This window comes from Streptomyces sp. NPDC002754, from assembly GCF_053592315.1.
The window spans coordinates 13037-29547 of the sequence record NZ_JBSFVM010000001.1; the positions used below are offsets into that span (position 1 = coordinate 13037).

Annotated in this window: 16 protein-coding genes; 8 read left to right on the forward strand and 8 right to left on the reverse strand. The window is 71.9% G+C overall.

Annotated features, from left to right (window positions below):
* Positions 1–7 precede the first annotated feature (7 nt).
* The 3 genes from ACWD2L_RS00065 to ACWD2L_RS00075 form a co-directional block, all read right to left on the reverse strand.
* A complete protein-coding gene (locus tag ACWD2L_RS00065; RefSeq protein WP_351330646.1) occupies positions 8–751 on the reverse strand; it encodes a maleylpyruvate isomerase family mycothiol-dependent enzyme in 744 nt (247 codons plus the stop codon).
* 71 nt (positions 752–822) lie between these two features.
* Positions 823–2067 carry an MFS transporter gene (locus ACWD2L_RS00070; protein WP_351330523.1) on the reverse strand — a complete coding sequence of 415 codons (1245 nt, stop codon included), beginning with the start codon at positions 2065–2067 and terminating at the stop codon, positions 823–825.
* 125 nt (positions 2068–2192) lie between these two features.
* On the reverse strand, positions 2193–2972 hold the full coding sequence (locus ACWD2L_RS00075; protein ID WP_351330522.1) for a DeoR/GlpR family DNA-binding transcription regulator: 780 nt from the start codon (positions 2970–2972) through the stop codon (positions 2193–2195).
* Between the two features lie 157 nt (positions 2973–3129).
* On the opposite strand from ACWD2L_RS00075, the gene ACWD2L_RS00080 reads away from it, so the two are divergent.
* Together ACWD2L_RS00080 and ACWD2L_RS00085 are read left to right on the forward strand one after the other, a co-directional pair.
* Complete coding sequence (locus ACWD2L_RS00080) at positions 3130–4062, forward strand: SIS domain-containing protein (protein WP_351330520.1); 933 nt, start codon at positions 3130–3132, stop codon at positions 4060–4062.
* 34 nt (positions 4063–4096) lie between these two features.
* Positions 4097–4948 carry a class II fructose-bisphosphate aldolase gene (locus ACWD2L_RS00085; RefSeq protein ID WP_351330518.1) on the forward strand — a complete coding sequence of 284 codons (852 nt, stop codon included), beginning with the start codon at positions 4097–4099 and terminating at the stop codon, positions 4946–4948.
* Between the two features lie 48 nt (positions 4949–4996).
* Here ACWD2L_RS00085 and ACWD2L_RS00090 read toward each other — a convergent pair whose 3' ends face one another.
* The 3 genes from ACWD2L_RS00090 to ACWD2L_RS00100 form a co-directional block, all read right to left on the reverse strand.
* Positions 4997–5665 (reverse strand): TetR/AcrR family transcriptional regulator, encoded by a 669-nt coding sequence (locus ACWD2L_RS00090; RefSeq protein WP_351330517.1) that lies wholly within the window; start codon positions 5663–5665, stop codon positions 4997–4999.
* Between the two features lie 40 nt (positions 5666–5705).
* The gene (locus tag ACWD2L_RS00095; RefSeq protein WP_351330515.1) at positions 5706–6278 is read right to left on the reverse strand and encodes a VOC family protein; all 573 of its coding nucleotides are present in this window, start codon (positions 6276–6278) and stop codon (positions 5706–5708) included.
* 344 nt (positions 6279–6622) lie between these two features.
* The gene (locus tag ACWD2L_RS00100) at positions 6623–8278 is read right to left on the reverse strand and encodes a putative glycoside hydrolase (protein WP_351330514.1); all 1656 of its coding nucleotides are present in this window, start codon (positions 8276–8278) and stop codon (positions 6623–6625) included.
* A gap of 290 nt (positions 8279–8568) precedes the next feature.
* On the opposite strand from ACWD2L_RS00100, the gene ACWD2L_RS00105 reads away from it, so the two are divergent.
* From ACWD2L_RS00105 to ACWD2L_RS00115, 3 genes are all read left to right on the forward strand, one after another.
* Positions 8569–9444 carry a polysaccharide deacetylase family protein gene (locus tag ACWD2L_RS00105; protein ID WP_351330513.1) on the forward strand — a complete coding sequence of 292 codons (876 nt, stop codon included), beginning with the start codon at positions 8569–8571 and terminating at the stop codon, positions 9442–9444.
* A 45-nt stretch (positions 9445–9489) separates the two neighbouring features.
* On the forward strand, positions 9490–10134 hold the full coding sequence (locus ACWD2L_RS00110; RefSeq protein WP_351330511.1) for an alpha-ketoglutarate-dependent dioxygenase AlkB family protein: 645 nt from the start codon (positions 9490–9492) through the stop codon (positions 10132–10134).
* A gap of 67 nt (positions 10135–10201) precedes the next feature.
* Positions 10202–11461: an ROK family protein gene (locus tag ACWD2L_RS00115; RefSeq protein WP_351330510.1), complete on the forward strand. Its 1260-nt coding sequence runs from the start codon at positions 10202–10204 to the stop codon at positions 11459–11461.
* Between the two features lie 27 nt (positions 11462–11488).
* Here the strand turns inward: ACWD2L_RS00115 and ACWD2L_RS00120 are convergent, their stop codons facing one another.
* The gene (locus ACWD2L_RS00120) at positions 11489–11902 is read right to left on the reverse strand and encodes a TetR family transcriptional regulator C-terminal domain-containing protein (protein ID WP_451186876.1); all 414 of its coding nucleotides are present in this window, start codon (positions 11900–11902) and stop codon (positions 11489–11491) included.
* Positions 11856–12515 carry a DUF998 domain-containing protein gene (locus ACWD2L_RS00125; RefSeq protein ID WP_451186878.1) on the reverse strand — a complete coding sequence of 220 codons (660 nt, stop codon included), beginning with the start codon at positions 12513–12515 and terminating at the stop codon, positions 11856–11858. The genes ACWD2L_RS00120 and ACWD2L_RS00125 overlap by 47 nt, the downstream gene beginning before the upstream one ends.
* 302 nt (positions 12516–12817) lie before the next feature.
* Here ACWD2L_RS00125 and ACWD2L_RS00130 point away from each other — a divergent pair, with 302 nt between their 5' ends.
* From ACWD2L_RS00130 to ACWD2L_RS00140, 3 genes are read left to right on the forward strand one after another with little or no spacing between them, the layout of a single operon-like run.
* Positions 12818–13159 (forward strand): SHOCT domain-containing protein, encoded by a 342-nt coding sequence (locus tag ACWD2L_RS00130; protein ID WP_351330507.1) that lies wholly within the window; start codon positions 12818–12820, stop codon positions 13157–13159.
* Positions 13156–13938, forward strand: coding sequence for an ABC transporter ATP-binding protein (locus tag ACWD2L_RS00135; protein ID WP_351330505.1), 783 nt, complete (start codon positions 13156–13158; stop codon positions 13936–13938). Before ACWD2L_RS00130 ends, ACWD2L_RS00135 begins: the two co-directional genes overlap by 4 nt.
* Positions 13935–16496, forward strand: coding sequence for an ABC transporter permease (locus ACWD2L_RS00140; protein ID WP_351330503.1), 2562 nt, complete (start codon positions 13935–13937; stop codon positions 16494–16496). The genes ACWD2L_RS00135 and ACWD2L_RS00140 overlap by 4 nt, the downstream gene beginning before the upstream one ends.
* The last annotated feature ends 15 nt before the right edge of the window (positions 16497–16511 follow it).

Below are 16511 nucleotides of genomic sequence, written 5' to 3' on the forward strand. Positions count from 1 at the left end.
GCGCGTGTCAGACCCCCGAGTTCTCCCGCCAGAGCGCGGCGAGCGTGGCGTCGCCGCGCACGGCCGGGAACGGCAGCCGGTTCCACAGCGACAGGTACAAGCGCGCCGCGCCCCCGGTCAGTTCGCACTCCGCCTCGCCCGAGGCGCCGCGCTCGGTGACCGGGGGATCCTGCGTGATGCGCACCGTCCATACGGCGTCGGGGCCCGCGTCGGTGGCCCGTACGCGCAGGATCCGGGGCACGTCCGAGCGGACCCGGCTGCGCTCCCGGGCGTGGAAACCGGTGAGCAGCTCGTCGATGCCGTCGGCCGCGAACTCCGGTGTGATGGTGGTGGGTTCCTCATCGCCGATCCGCGCTTGGGCCGACTGCGCGTCCACGCGGTGCACCGTCGTCTCGTGCGCCTGACGGCGCGCCCAGAACGCCAGCGGCGAGGGGGCGGGGAGGAAGGCCCAGCAGTCCACGTCGGACGGTGCGCTGGTCAGGGCCTCGACGAGCTGCCGGTGGCCTTCGCGATACCAGGCGAGCAGGTCGGCGCCGTCCAGGTTGGAGCGGTCCTCGATGCCGTGCGGTTTCTGGAGTCCCGCCACGTACGAGGTCGCCCAGCGGTGCACCGCGCCCTGGTGACGTAGAAGATCGCGTACCTGCCAGCCGGGGCACGTCGACACCTTGGCGTCGACGCCCGCCTCCGTGGCGGCCGCGGCCAGCAATTGGCCCTCTTCGTCGACGATTCGGATGTGCTCGGCAATCTGCATGGACTGAGACATGGACTGAGTCATGGGCTGAGTCTGCCGTCCGAAGTACGCATCCATGCAAGCCGATTGATTCAGTTCGTCGCCACGCGCCGCGTCGCGAAGCCTATCGTGGCCGCGACGGCGGCGAGCAGCGCCACGCTTGTCAGGGCCGCGGACAGCGAGAACCAGTCCGCCATGAAGCCGATCGCGGGCGGGCCGAGGAGCATGCCGCCGTAGCCGAGCGTGGACGCGGCCGCGACGCCCGTGGGTCCGGCGAGCGCCCCGGCCCGTTCGATCGCGACGGGGAAGAGGTTCGCGAGGCCGATCCCGGTGATCGCGAAGCCGATCAGCGCGAGCCACACCGTGGGCGCCAGCGAGCCGAGCAGCATGCCGAACGCCCCGGTCAGTCCGCCCGCCACCAATGTCCGGGTCCTGCCGAGCCGTTCGAGCAGGGTCGTGCCGGTGAGCCGGCCGATCGTCATGGCGAACGCGAAGCACGAGTAGCTGGCCGCCGCGATGCCAGGGTGGGCGTGCAGGTCCTGCTCCATGTGCAGCGCGCTCCAGTCGGCCAGCGCCCCTTCGCCGTACGCCGTGCACAGCGCGATGAGGCCGAAGACAAGCACGAGGAGGCGGGTGCGGCCGTCGATGCGCACCGGCTCGCGCCGGTCGTTCTGGGGCGAGTTCTGGGTCGATTTCTGCGGCGAGTTCTGGGGCGTACGGTCCGCCGGGACCGGCGCCGGGTGGCGCAGCAGTGTCGGGGCGGCGCACGCGGTGACGATCAGGCCGAGCGTGGCGATCGCCATCAGGTGCTTCGTGGGTGTCAGGTGCGCCGCGACCAGTCCGCCGAGGCCCGAACCGACCATGCCGCCGAGGCTGAACGCGGCGTGGAAGCTCGGCATGATCGGCCTGCGAAGGGCGCCGACCAGGTCGACGGCGGCGCTGTTCATCGCCACGTTGATGCCGCCGTACGCCGCCCCGAACGCCAGAAGGACGAGGCCGAGCGTGAGGGGTGAGTGCGTGAGGGGCGGAAGGATCACGGTCAGAGGGAGCAGCACGCCGCACGCGACGGTCACCGCGTGCGAACCGAAGCGCCGGCACAGCCGTCCGGTCAGCATCATCGTGATGACGGCGCCGGCCGAGACACCGAGCAGGGCCAGGCCGAGGTCGCTCGCGGACGCCCCGGTCTGCGCCTTCACGGCAGGGATGCGCACCACCCAGCCGGCGAAGACGAAGCCGTCGAGCGCGAAGAACGCGGTGATGGCCAGGCGCAGCCGGGCAAGGGACGCGGCGCGGGGGTCGTCGGCGCTGACGGCCCGTAGTTTGTTCAGTAGCGGCACAAAGTCAGAGTAGGCGGGACTCTGTGGCCGAACAAGGGGGCTGCTCGCAGGTGTGTGTAGGTCACACGGTGAGCGCCCGCATCCGCCCCCCGCCTACACCGTGAGCGCCCCGCACCCGACCCCGCCTACACAGTGAGCACCCGCACCCCCGCCTCCTCGAAGCGTTCAAGGGTCGCCTTCTCCGCCGCCGTGTCCGTGACGAGGACGTCCACCTGCGCCAGGTCGCAGATCCGCGCGAACGCCCGGTGGCCCAGCTTGCTGGAGTCGGCCGCGACCACCACGCGATCCGCCCGCTCGCACAGCATCCGGTTGATCGCCGCCTCCGCCTCGTCGTGCGCGGACGCGCCGTGCGTGACGTCGAGGCCGACGACGCCGAGCACCGCCGTGTCGAGCGTGACCTGGCCGAGCACGCCGTCGGCGAGCGGGCCGATCAACTCGTACGACTGCGGGCGCGCGACCCCACCGGTGAGCACGATCTTGAACTGGGGCCGCACCGCAAGCTCGTTGGCGATGTTGAGCGCGTTCGTGACGATCGTCAGCGCGGGCGTCCCGGAGGCGAGGTCGGGCCGGACGGCGAGCGCCCGCGCCACCTCCGTCGTGGTCGTGCCGCCGGTGAGTCCGACCGCCTCGCCAGGGGCGAGGAGTTCGGCGACGGCCTTGGCGATGCGCTGCTTCTCGGCGGCGCCGAGCGCGGCCTTGTAGCGCAGCGGGAGTTCATAGCTGACTCCGTGCACGACGGCGCCGCCGCGGGTGCGCACCAGCATCTGCTGCTCGGCGAGCCCGTCGAAGTCGCGGCGGATGGTTGCGGCCGAGACGCCGAGCTCGCTCGCCGCGTCCTCCACGTCCAGGCGCCCGCGCTCGACGAGTAGTTCCAGGAGGGACTTCCAGCGGGCGTCGCGGGACATCGGCGGCTCCAACTCGTCGTTCGGTTCGGTGGCACGACCTTAACTGGCATGCGCACGAATGCTTGATTGTGCGCGAAAGCTGGCTATATCTTGCAGGAACACGCATTCAGTCAGCGCGCCCCCAGAGGCGTGACCAACCGCGGAGCGGGGGCACGACATGAGCAACGACCAAGGCCGCACGGGCCACAAGGAAAGCCACGTCAAGGAAAGCCACGTCGAGAACGAACTGAACAGCCAGCCGGAGTGCTGGACCCGGGCCGCGGGGCTCGCCACCCGGCACAAGGCGGCGCTGCCCGCCTCGGGGGAGCGGGTGGCGATCGTCGGCTGCGGCACCTCGTGGTTCATGGCGCAGGCCGCCGCCGCGCTGCGCGAGCAGGCGGGCCAGGGCGAGACCGACGCATTCGCGGCGTCCGAGTTCCCGGCCGGGCGCTCCTACGACCACGTGATCGCGCTGACCCGGTCCGGCACCACCACCGAGGTCCTCGACCTCCTCGCCGCCCACCGGGGCAGGGCCCGCACCACGGCCATCACCGGAGACCCGGCGACACCGATCGCGGACGCCGCCGACGACCTGGTGGTCCTGGACTTCGCCGACGAGCAGTCGGTCGTCCAGACCCGTTTCGCCACCACCGCGCTCACGCTGCTCCGCGCGCACCTGGGCCTGCACTCCGAGCAGGCGGTCGCCGACGCGCGCACGGCGCTCGCCGAGCCGCTGCCCGAGGGGCTCGTGGACTGCGAGCAGTTCACCTTCCTCGGCCGCGGCTGGACGGTCGGCCTCGCCAACGAGGCAGCGCTGAAGATGCGCGAGGCGTCCCTGTCCTGGACCGAGGCGTACCCGGCGATGGAGTACCGCCACGGCCCCATCAGCATCACCACCTCCGGCACCGCGACGTGGATGCTCGGCGAGGCGCCCGAGGGCCTCGCCGAGCAGGTCGCCGCGACCGGCGGGCTGTGGATCGAGGGCCGCCTCGACCCGCTGGCCGAACTCGTCCGCGCCCAGCGCCTCGCGGTCGCCGTCGCGGCCCGCAGGGGGCTCGACCCGGACCGCCCGCGCCACCTCACCCGCTCGGTGATCCTTGACGCCAACTGACTGCCCCGGTACAGGACTTGAGAAGGGAGGGGCTGTGCCCCTCGCAGCAACAGGGACCCTCGTGGGTGCGGCGGCGCCCCGGCGCGGCGCCGTGGCCGCGTTCAACGTGATCACCCTGGAACACATCGAGGCCGTCGTCGCCGGCGCCGAGTCGGCCGACGCCCCCGTCATCCTCCAGATCAGCGAGAACGCCGTCCGCTACCGCTACGGCCGCCTCCTGCCCCTCGCCCGCGCCGCGGTCGCGGCGGCCGAGGGGGCGCGCGTCGACGTCGGCCTGCACCTGGACCACGTACAGAGCGACGAGCTGTTGCGGCAGGCCGCGGATGCCGGGTTCAGTTCGGTGATGTACGACGCCGCGCGTCTGCCCTACGACGAGAACCTCGCGGCCACCCGCGCCGCGGCCGACTGGGGGCACGCGGGCGGGCTTTGGGTGGAGGCCGAGTTGGGCCAGGTCGGCGGCAAGGCAGGTGAGCCGCCCCTGGACGCGCACGCGCCCGGCGCCCGCACAGACCCCGGTGAGGCCCGTGCCTACGTCACCGACACGGGCGTGGACGCGCTGGCCGTCGCGGTCGGCTCCTCGCACGCGATGACCACCCGCACCGCCATGCTCGACCACGACCTGCTGAAGAGCCTCGCGGACGGCCTCGACGTGCCGCTGGTGCTGCACGGCTCGTCCGGAGTGCCCGACGACGAACTGGCGGCGGCCGTTCGCGGCGGCATCTCCAAGGTCAACGTGGGGACGGCCCTGAACATCGCGATGACCGGGGCCATCCGCGAGTTCCTCACCGCACACCCGGAAGCCGTCGACTCCCGCAAGTACCTCAAGGTGGCGCGCGAGGCGATGGTGCGCACGGTGGGCGAACTCATCGGGGTGGTGCGGGGCTGAGGGGGGGGGACTGGGGCCTGATCGAAAACGAAGCCCAAACGACAGGCCCTACGCGCGCCAGTAGACGGACTTGACCCAGATCGTGGCGAGCGCGTCGATGGCGCGCTCCTCGTCCGCCGCGGTACCGCTGTCGTCGTGCCCCATGTGGATGTAGCAGGAGTGCTCCAGCATGGCCGAGAGGGCCGACGCCGTCAGTTCGGGGTCGGCCCCGGGGCAGTACCCGTCCTTCTGCGCGCGCCGGATCTCGGCCGCGATCATCCCGGTCCCCTCGGCGCGGATCGCCAGCCACCGGTCGCGGAACTCCTCCTCCAGCATCGACGCCTGGAACACCCCGACGAGTTCGCCGCGGTGCCTGCGGTACGTGTGCCAGAACGCGGCCACCGCCTCGCGCAGCGCCTCCTGGGGTGCGAGGCCCGCGCGGTAGGGCCGCTGTGTGCGCTCGGACGCCTCGTGGTGGAAGTCCTCGGCGAGCGCCGCCAGCAGGTCGGCCTTGGTGTCGTAGTAGTTGTAGAACGATGCCACCGACTTGCCGGCCTCGGCCGCGATGTCGCTGATCCGGGAGTTGAGGTAGCCGTCCCTGGCGAACACGGTCCGGGCCGCCGCACGGAACGCCTCGTCCGTCTCCCGGCCCTTCCGGGTCGCCTTCGCCGCGCGCTCGGCGCCCGGCGGGGGCACGGTCGTCGCCTTGCGCGCGGGTCTGACGGTGTGTCTCCGCATGCCGCGGCCTTCCCGTACATGCTGCTGGGCCGGCGCGCCGTCAGCGGGCGGTGGTCGGGGAGACCCGGTCGGCCGCCGTCCGCGGGGTGTGGGCGACGTCGCCCGGCGCGCCCATCTCCCGGCGCCAGCAGGCGAATTCGAGCACGATGCCGTCCGGGTCCTGGAAGTAGAAGGACCGCACGAAGACGCCGTCGTGCAGCTTCTCGGCGCGCCCGTCCTCGCTGTCGTCGTGGTCGATGACCGGACTGACCAGGATCCCGTCCTCCTGGAGCCTGCTGTGGTACTCCAGGAACCGCTCCTCGGGCACGTTGATCGCGACGTGGTTCATGGTGCCGACCGCCGAGGTCCACTCGCCGACGCCGGGCACGGTCACCGGGCGGGACACCCCCGGCACCGCGTCGGGCGCGTCGGCGAACCAGAAGAACGCCAGCGCGTTGCCGCCGCCCATGTCGAAGAAGAAGTGCTGTCCGGTGCCGCCAGGGAACTCGATCGTCTTGATCAGGCGCATGCCGAGGACCCGTGTGTAGAAGTCCACCGTGCGCTCCATGTCCGCACACACCAGGGCGAGATGGTTGACCCCGCCCAACTCGTACTTCGGGTTCCGCCATGTCATGGGCCGGACCTCCCTGTCGTCGACCGGTGAATCCGGTTCTGAATCTAAACTCAGATTCAGAACCGCGCCAGGGTGCCGACGCGGCACAGCCGCAGGAGCACGACCGGCACGCCACAGGTGTTCGTCAGCCGTTCTCGTCAGCCGTTCTGCTGGAACACCCGTTTCCGCGGCAATGAGCCGTACTTCCTAGGTCGCGGGCGTCGAGCGCGTCGTCCTGCTCGGCAACTCCGGCGGCGGCTCCCTGATGGCCGCCTACCAGTCGCAGGCGGTCGAGCCGAACGTACTTCCCACGGCGGGCGCCGGCCCCGTGACACCACACACGTACGCGGCCGGATGGGGACGTCTCAGTCCAGCGCCCCCGCGTGGTACTGAACTCCCGGGTTCCACAGCAGGAAGCCCTTGATGCCGTCGGAGCGGGCCGCGTCGAGTTGGGCGCGGACCTCCTTGTCGCCGTAGGAGACACCGAGGGAGAAGTCCTGGATCCAGGGGACGATCTGCGCGTCGGTGTGCCGGGTCTTCTTCGCGAAGGCGGCGAGAGAACGCTTGGTGATCGGGTATGGGTGGGCGTTGGGGTCGGAGACGCCGTACTCGCCCTGCGCCCAGTGCGAGGGGTAGATCATCGGCGCGATGTAGTCGGCCTCCTGCGCGAGCAGACCCACGTCCTGGGCGATCTCCTTCGGCCGGTCGACGGCGATGCCGAACACCGAGACACCGAGGAACGCGTCGTGCTTGCGGACGGCGGCGCGGGTCTCACCGACGACGTCGGCGACGGACCGCTCGGGCGTGGTGTCACCGAGGCCAGGGAAGGACATCTTCGACATCGGGCCGTCGGGGCGGCGGATGTAGTCGTAGAGGATGTCGTCGAAGCCCAGCTTCGCGGCCTCCGCGGCCAGGTCGATGTTGTACCGCCTGACCTCCTTGTTCGCGAAGTTCGTGAACGACAACTGGCCGTAGCTGCCGCCGTTGTAGGCACCCCCGCCGGGGGTCCGCACCACGCGGTCGCGGTGCCCGGACTTCCAGGACTTGGTGGCGAGGATCGGATCACGGAAGGCGACGATGCGGCCGACGACCGTGCCCCCTGCCGCATGGATCTCCTTGATGGCCTTCTTCGCGTCGTAGTACCCCTTGGCGGCGCCCACGCTCTTCGCGAGCGGCACCTTCGAGGCGTAACCGACCTCACCGAGCTCGTCCTTGATGTCGAGCTGCACCGCGTTGATCTTCTTCTGCTTCAGCATCTTCATGACCGGCCCCCGCAGCGCGTCGGAGGCCCAGCCCTGGGCGCTGACGTGCACGGCCTTCAACAACGGCCGGTGCACCGTGAGTTCGGCCTCGTGGCGTGCGGTGTTGCCCGCGGCGTCGGTCGCGGTGACCGTCGTACGTCCCGGTGGGCGGGGGAGCCGGACGGCGAAGGCGCCGTCCTTCGCGGGCTTCGCCGTGTGCCCCGCGACGGAGACCTTCCGCGCGCCGGCCGCCGTGCCCTTGACGGTGACGGGCTGCTGGAAGCCCTCCGCCTTGGTGTCTGCCACCTTGAGTCGGGGCGCCTCGGTGTCCACCGTCAGTTTTCGGACGACCTCGGTGTCACCGGCGGGCCACGAACCGGGTTGGACGACACGTAGTTCGTGGGTGCCGTCCTTGATGTCACCGAGGCCGATGGAGAGGCTGCTGCCGTGCGAGGCCCGCGTCCGCAGGGGCTTGCCGTCGAGGGTGACCTTGAGCTGGTCGCCCTCGGCGCCGGTGACCTCGAACTCCCCCGTGCGCAGGAGCTGCGCGCCCACCTTGCCGTCGTTCGGCAGGCCGACGAGGTTGAGGGTGGTTCCGTGTGCGGCGCGTAGCGAGAGTGTGCCGCCAATGGCGAGAACCAGTGCGAGCAGTACGCAGACGAGGATGACGGGCCTTCGGCGTGGGAAGCCCGCCGGGGAGGCGCCGGCCGCGGGGCCGGAAGCGGAACCGGACGTGGGGGAGGTAGGGGAGCGGAGCCAGTTCTTCCAGTCGAGCCGCATCGGCAGATCCTCCAGGAGGTCTCGTGCGTCGTGGTCTACTGCGTCACCTTCGTGTTCTTCGCGTTCACCGTCTTCTTCGTCTTCACCGTCTTCTTCGGATCGGCACAACTGCCTTAGCTGCTCTGGTCCTTGGGGCGGCCGCGGTCTCCTGTGGCGGTACCGGGAGCGATGCGTCGGATGAGGGGGGAAAGGCCCCGGAGTCCGCCGGTGACCGGCAGGCTTCCCGTTCCCCGACGTCCGGACACCCTTCCGGGGCGGCGAAACCGGCCAAACCTCCGGCGCCGGACAAGGTGCACGCCAACGAGCTGGGCGCCGTGCCGGTGCTCATGTACCACCAGATCCTCGAGCACCCGAAGAGCGCGTACGACCGGACACCCAAGGAGCTGCGCACCGAACTGGAACGCCTCGCCCGCGAGGGGTACGTGCCCGTGACCGCGGGCGCGTATGAGACGGGGAAGATCGACATCCCGGCCGGTGCCCACCCGGTCGTCCTCACCTTCGACGACTCCACCGACAGCCAGCTCCGCCTCGGCGCCGACGGCGAACCCACCGACGACTGCGCGGTCGGCGTCCTGCGCGCCGTCGCCCGGGAGCATCCGCGCTTCAAGGCCCGCGCCACCCTGTTCGTGAACGGCGACGCCTTCGCCGCCACCGGCCAGAAGAAGGCCCTGACCTGGCTGAACAAGAACGGCTTCGAGATCGGCAACCACACCCTCGACCACGCCAACCTCGCGCAGAGCGGCACCGCCAAGGCGCGCGCCCAGATCGCCGAGGGGCAGCGCTCCATTGAGCGCGACGTCCCCGGCACGGACGTCCGCTCCCTCGCCCTCCCGTACGGCATCCAGCCCGAGCCCGCCGACCTCGCCCTGACCGGCAGCGCCTCTGGCACGACGTACAAGAACAAGGGCGTCTACCTCGTCGGCGCGAACCCCGCCCCCTCGCCGTACGCGGACTCCTTCGACCCGGCCGCGATCCCGCGTATCCGCTCGGCCCCCGCCAAGGGCAAGGACGCGAACTACAGCTCCGAACACTGGCTCGACCAGCTGTCCGCGGGAAAGCTCACCCGCTACACGTCCGACGGCGACCCGGACCACATCGCGTACCCGAAGGGGACGGGGACGCGACCGGGGAAGGCGGCGGAGAAGGGGAAGCTCCGGCCGTACTGACCCGCGGACTACGGGAACGCCCGCGCTCTCGGGAACACTGGACCCATGAACGAACTGTTCGCCCGCGACCGCACGGAGGTCGCCCCCGGCGCCGTCCACGTCCCCGACTGGCTCGACGAGCGGGAGCAGCGGTGCCTCATCGAGCTGTGCCGGACATGGGCGCGCCCGCCCGCCGGCCTGCGCGATGTGCGGCTGCCGGGCGGGGGCCGGATGAGCGTGCGGCAGTTCGGCCTCGGCTGGCACTGGTTTCCGTACGGGTACGCGCGCACCGCGGTCGACGGTGACGGCGAGACGGTGAAGCCCATGCCGCGGGAGCTGGAGGCGCTCGGCCGACGCGCGGTGGCAGCGGCCTACGGTGAGTCCTGCGAGGGCGACCCGTACGACATCGCCCTGATCAACTACTACGACACCGATGCCCACATGGGCATGCACAAGGACCGCGACGAGAAGTCGGCGGCGCCGGTGGTGTCCCTCAGCCTCGGTGACACCTGCGTCTTCCGGTTCGGCAACACCGAGACACGTACGAAGCCGTACACGGACGTCGAGCTGCGCAGCGGGGACCTGTTCGTGTTCGGCGGCGACTCGCGGTTCGCGTACCACGGTGTGCCGAGGACCGAGCCGGGGACGGCGCCGCCCGGACTCGGCCTGACCGGGCGGCTCAACATCACGTTGCGGGTCAGCGGGTTGTAGCGGGGATCGGTTCGGGCGGCGCCGACCGGCTACCATTCCTGAGCGTGATCAGGGCGAGGAGTTGCTGATGGGCGGCGGCAAGGCGGCCTCCGGGGCCGGGGGCCACACGGCGGGCGACACGGCCGGGCGGCCACCCCGTCTGGAGCGGGGGCGCAGCGCGCTCGGTCCCGCGCTCGAACTCGTCCACACCGGGCGGGCTCCCACCCGCGCCGTGCTGACCGCCGAGCTCGGTGTGACCCGCGCGACGGCGGGCGCCGTCGCCGCGGAGCTGGAGGCGCTCGGCCTCATCCGCATCGACGCGAAGCCCAGCGCGGCGTCCGGCTCCCAGGGCCGCCCCTCGCACCGTCTTTCGGTGGCCGACGACGGACCGGTGGCACTCGCCGCCCAGGTCCACTCCGACGGCTACCGGGCGGCGCTCGTCGGCCTCGGCGGCGGCATCGTCGCCACCACGCCGGGCTGCGAGATCATCGACCCGGACCCGGCGGACGTACTGCGTTCCCTGGTGGAGGCGGGCGTCCAGCTCCTCGAATCCACGGGCCGACGCTGCGTGGGCGCGGGCCTCGCCGTCCCCTCCGCGGTCGCCGAACCCGACGGCACGGCCCTCAATCCCCTCCACCTGGCCTGGCCGGTGGGCGCGCCGGTGCGGCAGATCTTCACCGACTGCGTACGGGAAGCGGGCCTGGACGTCCCGGCGTTCGCGGCCAACGACGTCAACCTGGGCGCGCTCGCCGAGCACCGCCACGGCGCTGGACGCGGCGCGCGCGACCTGCTGCTTGTGGCGACCGGCCACCGCGGAGTGGGCGGGGCCCTGGTCCTCGACGGTCACCTCCACACCGGCAGTTCGGGCCTCGCCCTCGAGGTCGGCCACCTCACGGTGAACCCCGAGGGCCGCCCTTGCCACTGCGGAAGTCGCGGCTGCCTCGACGTCGAGGCCGACCCGCTCGCCTTCCTCACCGCGGCGGGCCGCACCCCCGACCCCGGCGGCTCGCTCCTCTCCCAGGCCCGCGACCTGCTGGCCGACGCGAAGGACGACCCGGCCGTCCGCGCGGCGACCGAGGCGCTGATCGACCGCCTGGGCCTCGGCCTCGCCGGCCTGGTCAACATCCTCAACCCGGACCGCATCGTCCTCGGGGGCCTCCACCGCACCCTCCTCGACGCCGACCCCGAGCGCCTGCGCGCCGTGGTCGCGGACCGCAGCCTGTGGGGCCGCAGCGGCAGCGTCCCGATCCTGGCCTCGACCCTGAGCCACAACAGCCTGGTGGGCGCAGCGGAGTTGGCCTGGCAACCGGTCCTGGACGATCCGCTGGGGGCGCTCAGCGGGGGGTGACGGCGGGGCGGACGTTCCCGCTCACCACTACTGCCCACGCGGCGGGCTCGCCCGCTCGGGCTGGGAGAGGAGCGCGAGCAGCCCGCGTACCCCCGCGTCGAACGCCGCCGCATCACCCGATGCCCGCGCCAGCACGTAGCCACCCTGGACGGTCGCCACGACCGCCGCCGCGATCTCGCGCGGCACCAGGCGGGCCGCCAACTCGCCGCTTTCCAGGGCCTCTTGGGCGATCTCGGCGATCCGGCTCTCGACGTACGCGATCGTCTCGGTGACCGGTGACCGGTGACCGGCGACCGCAGCTCGTCGCTGGTGATCACGTCCGGGTCCATCGTCAGCCGCCCGACGGGGCCGCCGCGCGGCACATCGCGCTCGCGGAGCAGATGCGCCTGCAGACTCAATGCGTGACCTGGGGTCCGCTCTCTGGCACCCCCTCGATCCCACCCGTGCCCGGAACCAGGCCCTGAACGTACCGGCCGAGCACGCCGACCATGATGACCTCGCACCCGAGCATCAGCCGCTCCACAAGCCCGATCAGCTCCCGGCCACCCGGCCCCGCCGAATAGGCCATCACCCCGGCCCCGACCACCGCGAGCAGGGACAGCGTGCGCAGCCACCAAGACGTACGCCCCGCCGTGGAGTTGAGCCGCCCCGCCAGGACGAGACCGGCCGTCGGCAGCGCCGCGAACGCCGCGACGGACGCGTAGCGGTGCACATATGCGGAACCGGTCAGCTGCGTGGTGAGCGGATCCGTGGGCACCACGGCCGCGAGCACCAGACCCGCACCCCAGATGGCCAGCAGCACGGACGGCAGCCCGCGTATCGCCGCGAGCCGCTTTCTCGCCACCACCAGGAGCAGCAGCGAGACCACGCCGAGCGAGGCCATCGCGGTCTCGATCGGCCCGCCGCGGTCCAGCGCCGCGAAGTCGCTGACAGTGAGGGACAGTTGGCTGAGTCCCGGGTCGGTGTCCCGAGGAGCCAGTAGCGCCGCCATCATGGCCACGACCACGGTGGTCCACACCAAGGGTGCGAGCCGGCGGCCGAGGCCGCTGAACATGAACCGCCGGCTGAAGGTGTCTCGTCTCGAAGTCCGCACAACCCGATCTTCCGGCCGGACGGCGCCCCTTCACCATGGGGGCCGCCCCGGACGCACCCCTGGTCCGACCCTGACCCGTGTCAGGGGCAGCCGGGCGCCCAGGAGCAGCCCCACACCGCTCACGTACTCCCGCGGAGGTACACACAGTGCCGCTGGCCGTACGACGACCCGGACCCCCTCCCGGCGGGACGCTCGAGTCATCACCACAAGTGGACGCCCGGCACACCGGTCCGGCGCCACCGGAACAAGAGGAGATGAGTCGGATGCAGACCCTCGCGGAATTCGGCCCCGGCAACGGCCCCGGCCCGTGGATCCTGTTCTTCCCGCTGATCTGGGCGGCCGTCATCGTCGGTGTCGTCACCCTGCTGCGCCGCACCGTCTGGCGCGGCCGACGCGGACCCTGGGGCTCCGGCCCCGGCGACCCCCGCCTACGCACCCGCCTCGACGAGAACTCGCCGATCGCCGTGCTTGGCCGCCGCTTCGCCGCCGGTGAGATCGACGAGGACGAGTACTGGCGCCGACTGACCGTACTGAACGAGGAGTTCGGCCACTACGGCACAGACACCGGCACCGACCGCAAGTCCGGCAAGGGCGGCGCGTCATGAGCACCGCCACGACGCTCACCCCCACCACCCTCGCCGCGCGCGTCGACAACGCCGTCAAGGTGTACGGCTCCGGGGACACCGCCGTCCGCGCACTGGACGGCGTGAGCGTCGGCTTCCGCGCCGGACGGTTCACCGCGATCATGGGCCCGTCCGGCTCCGGGAAGTCGACCCTGATGCACTGCGCGGCGGGCCTCGACACCCTTACCGAAGGGGCCGCGTACATCGGTGACACCGACCTCGGCTCCCTCGACGACCGACGCCTCACCCTGCTGCGGCGCGACCGCATCGGGTTCGTGTTCCAGGCGTTCAACCTCGTACCGACGCTGAACGTCGCCGAGAACATCACCCTCCCGATCGACCTGGCGGGCGAGCGCCCCGACCGCGAGTGGCTCGACGCGCTCGTGGACGTCGTCGGGCTGCGCGACCGGCTGCACCACCGGCCCGCCGAACTCTCCGGTGGGCAGCAGCAACGCGTCGCCGTGGCACGGGCGTTCGCGGGCCGCCCCGATGTCGTCTTCGCTGACGAACCCACCGGAAACCTCGACTCCCGCTCCGGCGGCGAGGTGCTCCGACTCCTCGGCGACGCCGCCCGCCAGGCCTCCCGCGCGGTCGTCATGGTCACCCACGACCCGGTCGCCGCCGCCCACGCCGACGAGGTCGTCTTCCTCGCGGACGGCCGCCTCGTCGACCGCATGGAACGGCCGACCGCGGACCGGGTCCTCGACCGGATGAAGGCCTTCGACGGCCCTCCTCCCACTGAAGGCGGTGGCTCGTCATGAACGCCTCCGTGCGCCTCAGCCTCACCTCGCTGCGCGCCCACAAGCGGCGCTTCGCCGGAACGTTCAGCGCGGTCCTGCTCGGCGTCGCGTTCCTCGCCGGCACGCTCGTCATGGGCGACACCCTGCGCGCGAGTTTCGACTCGATGTTCGCGGGCGCCAGCAGCGGCACCGACGCCGTCGTGCGCTCCGGCAACGTGATCACCACCCCCGGCGAGAGCCAGGGCACCCGCCGCCCGGTGGACGCCTCGCTCGCCGACGATCTGGCGAAGGTGCCGGGCGTCGCCGCGGCGGCGCCGAACATCCAGGGCGCGGGCCAACTCGTCGACGCCCACGGCAAACCCATCGGCGGCCAGGGCCCGCCCACCCTCGCCGGAAACTGGATCGACGACCCGAAGCTCAACGCGTACCGGCTCGCCGATGGCCGCACTCCGCAAAAGAGCGGCGAGGTCGTCATCAACCGCGGCGCCGCGAAGACCGGCGACCTGAAGGTCGGTGACACGACCACACTGCGCACACCCGACCCGGTGAAGGTCACCATCGTGGGCCTGGCCACCTTCGGTGGCGAGGACGGCATGGCGCAGACCACCTTCACCGGCATGACCCGCGCCGACGCCGAGAAGTACCTCACCCCGAAGCCGGGGGAGGCGTCCACCATCCAGGTGCGGGCGGGGCCCGGCGTCAGCCAGCAGGAGCTAGTCGATTCCGTGAGTGGCAGGCTCCCCAAGGGAGTTGAGGCGATCACCGGCGAGGAGTCGGCGCAGGAGAACACCGACATGATCTCCGGCCAGTTCCTCACCCTGTTCACTACCTTCCTCCTCGTGTTCTCCGGCGTCGCGCTGCTCGTCGCGACCTTCTCCATCCACAACACCTTCGCCATCGTCGTGGCCCAACGTGCCCGCGAGAACGCCCTGTTGAGGGCGCTCGGCGCGGCCCGCCGGCAGATCGCCACGGCGACCCTGGTGGAGGCGACCGCGGTCGCCGTGGTGGCCTCGGCCGCCGGGCTCGCGGGCGGCATCGGCATTGCGGCCGGGCTCCAGGCGCTGTTTCCCGCCATCGGATTCCCGTTCCCGGAAGGGGACTTGGTGGTCAGCCCGCTCTCCATGCTGCTGCCGCTGGCCGTCGGCATCGTGGTGTGCGTCGGCTCGGCCCTGCTGCCCGCCCTGCGCGCCGGACGCACCGCACCGCTGGCCGCTCTGCGCGAAAGCGCCGTCGACGACTCCGGTGCCTCGCGGCGCCGCGCCGTCCTCGGTGGCGTGCTGGGCGCGGCCGCGATCTCGACGACCCTCGCAGGCGTACTGGTGTCCCCGTCGATCACCCTCGCGGGCGTCGGCGCTGTGCTGGTACTCGCCTCGTTCGTCGTGCTCGGCCCTGTCGCGTCCACGTCCGCCGTACGGGCCCTGGGCGCGCCGCTCGACCGGCTGCGCGGTGTCACCGGCGGGCTCGCCAGGCGCAATGCGCTGCGCAGCCCGAAGCGCACCGCCGCCACGGCGAGCGCCCTCATGATCGGCGTCGCGGTCGTCTCCCTGTTCACCGTCTTCGGTGCCTCGCTGAAGGCCACCATGGACCAGACCGTGAACCGTTCCTTCGCGGGCGACGTAGCCGTATCCACCCCGTCGTTCGGCGCGGGCGGCAGCGGCCTCAGCCCGAAACTGGCGCCCGCGATCGCCGAGCGGCCCGAGGTGGCCACGGCGGTGGGCCTCGGTAGCGGCGTCGCCGACGTCGACGGCAAGGGCCGCGCCCTCACCGTCACCGACCCGGCCGCCCTCGCGAACTCCTTCGACCTCGGCACGGTCACCGGCTCGATGAACGGCCTCGGCAAGAACGGCATCGCGATCACCCGCGCCGAGGCCGACCAGCAGCACCTCGCGGTCGGCGACACGGCACGGCTCGCCTTCACCGACGGCGCGAAGGCGCCGTTCTCGGTCCGCGCGGTGTACGGGCAGTCCGAGCTCGCGGGCGACTACGTGATCTCCCGCGAGGCCTGGGCACCGCACCGCACGCAGGACGCCGACAGGCTCGTCTCCGTCACTTTCAAGGACGGTGTCTCGGCGGCCGACGGCACGAAGGCGGTCGAGAAGGTCGCGGCGGCGTACGGCAATCCGGATGTGCAGACCCGTGACGCGTACGCACAGTCCTCCGCGTCCGGCATCGACATGATGCTGACGCTCGTCTACGCGCTGCTGGCCCTGGCCGTCGTCATCGCGCTGCTCGGCATCGCCAACACCCTCACCCTCGCCGTGCACGAACGGACCCGGGAACTGGGCCTGTTGCGCGCCGTCGGCCAGACGCGCGGGCAGCTGCGGGCGATGGTCCGCTGGGAGTCGGTGCTGGTCGCCGCGTTCGGCACGGCAGGCGGGCTCGTGCTCGGCGGTTTCCTCGGCTGGGTCCTGGTGAAGGCGTCCGACGGGGCGAGCGACAGCGCCTTCGCGTTCGCGCTGCCGCCGGGCCGGCTGGCGATCGTGGCCCTCGTCGGGCTCGCCGCCGGCGCCCTCGCGGGCCTGCGCCCCGCCCGCAGGGCGGCACGCCTGGACGTACTGCGGGCCATCGCCACCGAGTGAGCTGCCGAGTGTGCG